Annotated in this window: 3 protein-coding genes; 1 reads left to right on the top strand and 2 read right to left on the bottom strand. The window is 73.0% G+C overall.

The genetic code is table 11. The annotated features are described in order from the left end of the window. A partial coding sequence (locus AB0F81_RS50970; protein ID WP_360211664.1) for a patatin-like phospholipase family protein occupies positions 1-794 on the bottom strand: 794 nt, incomplete at its 3' end. 120 nt (positions 795-914) lie between these two features. On the opposite strand from AB0F81_RS50970, the gene AB0F81_RS50965 reads away from it, so the two are divergent. Beyond that, on the top strand, positions 915-1067 hold the full coding sequence (locus AB0F81_RS50965) for a hypothetical protein (RefSeq protein WP_360211662.1): 153 nt from the start codon (positions 915-917) through the stop codon (positions 1065-1067). A gap of 3 nt (positions 1068-1070) precedes the next feature. Here the strand turns inward: AB0F81_RS50965 and AB0F81_RS50960 are convergent, their stop codons facing one another. Further along, positions 1071-2615 (bottom strand): DHA2 family efflux MFS transporter permease subunit, encoded by a 1545-nt coding sequence (locus AB0F81_RS50960; protein ID WP_360211660.1) that lies wholly within the window; start codon positions 2613-2615, stop codon positions 1071-1073. Between the last annotated feature and the right edge of the window lie 201 nt (positions 2616-2816).

Here is a 2816-nt window from a genome sequence, read left to right as displayed (position 1 = left end):
GCCCGGCCCGCCTCCGCCGCCGGCCGCCGCCGCGCCGGATCCAGCGGATTGCGCCCGATCGCCCGGCGCGCCGCCGCATCCGGCGACACCACCACACCCCGTACTCCCGCGCCGAGGGCCGCCACCTGCGCTCCCGGCCGCCCTGACGGCCGCGCCGACTGAGTCACCGGCGCGAGCACCACCACCCGGTCACAACCCACGGCCAGGTCGGCGTTGGCGACCGATCGCACCCCGCCATCGATGTAGCGCCGCCCACCGATCGTCACCGGCGGCCAGGTCAGCGGAACCGCGCAACTGGCCGCCACGGCGTCCAGCAGGGAGACACCACTGGATGCGTCGAATACCCGTACCTCTCCGGTCTCGGCCTCGACCGCCGTGATCAGCAGGCGCGTCGCCGGCCAGCCGGCGTCGCCGATGCGGCGCGCGATCACCGCCCGCCGCTCGGCCTCCGGCATCGTGCGGGCGCGCAGCGCCCGGCGTCCCAGCCACGCGCGACCCCTGGCCGGATCGCCCGGCCAGAGGCCGGCGATCGCAAAACCCAGCAGACCTTTCACCCCGATCCGCGCGGCCACCTCAGCGCCGGCGCCGGCCAGCTGCGCCGCATAAAGATCCTCCAGGGGTACGCCGGACAGCACCTGAGCCGCGACCGACGACCCGGCCGACGTCCCGACGAACAGCCCCGCCCCGGTCAGCTCGACGCCCCGCTCGGCCAGCCCGTGCAGCAGCCCGATCTCCCAGGCGACGCCGGTGACGCCGCCTCCGCCCAGCACCAGGGCCGTCCCGTCGCGATTCATGCACCGGATCCAAGCACCAACACCCGTGAGTTGTCTGCGGCGGGCGGGTACTGACTGTGTGGATTCGGGCGCTTGTCGCACCCGAATCCACACCGACCCGCCCGAAGGAGCAGGACCACCATGAACGTGATCGTGAAGACCGCCCTGCCGATCGTGACCAGCGCCGCCACCGCCTGGATCATGAAGAAGACCCGCCTGCCCGGCCTGGCGACCCCGATCGTCAGCCTGGCCGTCGGCGCCGCCGTGGCGAAGGCCGCCCAGCGTTTCCGCTGACGATCAACGTGTGGGGACCGGCTCGGCGGGCGCCTCCTCGGTGTCCAGCACGGCCGGTACCCCGCGCAGCGCGAACAGCGCCGCCACCGCCAGCACGCCGACCAGGATGGCGCAGCTGATCACCATGACGTGCAGGCCGTCGATGAACGCCCAGCGTGCCGCCTGGGCGACCGCGCCGGCCAGCTGGCCGGGCAGTTCGCCCGCCGCGTGCAGGGCGGTGCCCAGCGACTCCCGGATCGCCGGCTGTGCTTCGGCCGGCACCCCGGCGGGCATGTCCAGGTGCTCGCGGTACGTGCGGTTGAGCACGCTGCCGAGCACGCCCATACCGACCGCCCCGCCGATCTCGGTGGCCGTCTCCGAGATGGCCGACGCCGCACCGGCCCGTTCGCGCGGCACGCTGGCCAGCACGGTGTCGCTGACGGTGGCGAAGCTGACCCCGATGCCCAGACCGAAGATGATCATCGCGGGCAGCAGGGTGGCGTATCCGGTGTCCCGGCCGATCAGCGTGTAGAGGGCGAAGCCGACCGCGGACAGCCCCAGCCCGCCGGAGACCACCGCGGCCCGGCCGATCCGGTGCACCAGCGTGCCGGCCAGGAATCCGCCGACCATCCCGGCCATGCCGCCGGGCAGCCCGGCCAGCCCGGCCTTGACCGGCGACCAGCCGAGGACCAGCTGGAGGTACTGGCTGAGGATCAGCGACAGCGCGAGGTTGGCGAACATGCTCACCGTGGTGGCCGCGATCGACGCGGAGAACGCCCGGTTGCGGAACAGCCGCAGGTCGATCAGCGGGTCGGCGAGCCGGGTCTGGCGGATGCCGAAGACCAGCAGCGTCAGCGCACCGAGCGCCACCGCGGTGAGCACGTCGGTCTGCCCGAAGCCGCCGTGGAAGCCCTCCTTGATCGCGTAGATCACCGAGACGATGCCGATGATCGACAGCAGCGCGCTGAGCACGTCGAGCCGGCCCGGCCGCGGGTTGCGCGACTCCGGGATGACGGCGATGCCGGCCACCACGATGGCGACGACCACCGGCACGTTGATCAGGAACACCGAGCCCCACCAGAAGAACTCCAGCAGCACGCCGCCGACGATCGGGCCGATCGCGAACCCGCCGGCGGTGACACCGCCCCAGATCCCGACGGCGCTGGTGCGTTCCCGGGCGTCGGTGAAGACGTTCCGGATGATCGACAGGGTGGACGGCATGATGGTCGCGCCGGCCACGCCGAGCAGCGCCCGGGCGGCGATCAGCAGTTCCGGGCTGGATGCGTAGGCGGTCACGACCGAGGCGAGCCCGAAGGCCACCGAGCCGATCAGCAGCAGCCGTTTGCGGCCGATCCGGTCACCGAGGTTGCCCATCAGCACGAGCAGGCCGCCGAGGGTGAAGCCGTAGATGTCGGCGATCCACAGGATCTGGTTGCCGGTCGGCGCCAGGTCGGCGACCAGTTTCGGGATCGCCAGGTGCAGCACGGTCAGGTCGATGGCCAGCAGCAGTGAGGCGGCGCACAGGATGGTCAGCGTCGCCCAGCGGCGCCGGGAACTGATCTCGGTCATGCCGGCAGCGTCGCGGCGAACGCTGACCGGTCACTGACCGGACGCTGACGTGCCCACTCCCGCCTCGGTCAGCGCCTCGTCGACCGGCATCGCGCGGCCCCGCCCGTACGCTTCCTGGAAAGCCTCGTCGCCCAGCGCGGCGCGTGCCGCGGCCGCGACCCGGGCCACGTCCGGCTGGCCGGCCGGCGGCCAGCCGCGGAC

The sequence above is a fragment of the Actinoplanes sp. NPDC024001 genome (assembly GCF_040638955.1).
Taxonomy (GTDB): Bacteria; Actinomycetota; Actinomycetes; order Mycobacteriales; family Micromonosporaceae; genus Actinoplanes.
Note: the sequence above shows the minus strand (reverse complement) of the source record. Positions and strands in the feature narration are given on the sequence as shown.

Bases quoted from the DNA above. Each gene is read 5' to 3' on its own strand.
- AB0F81_RS50965 (WP_360211662.1), top strand. From the start codon at position 915: ATGAACGTGATCGTGAAGACCGCCCTGCCGATCGTGACCAGCGCCGCC.
- AB0F81_RS50960 (WP_360211660.1), bottom strand. From the start codon at position 2,615: ATGACCGAGATCAGTTCCCGGCGCCGCTGGGCGACGCTGACCATCCTG.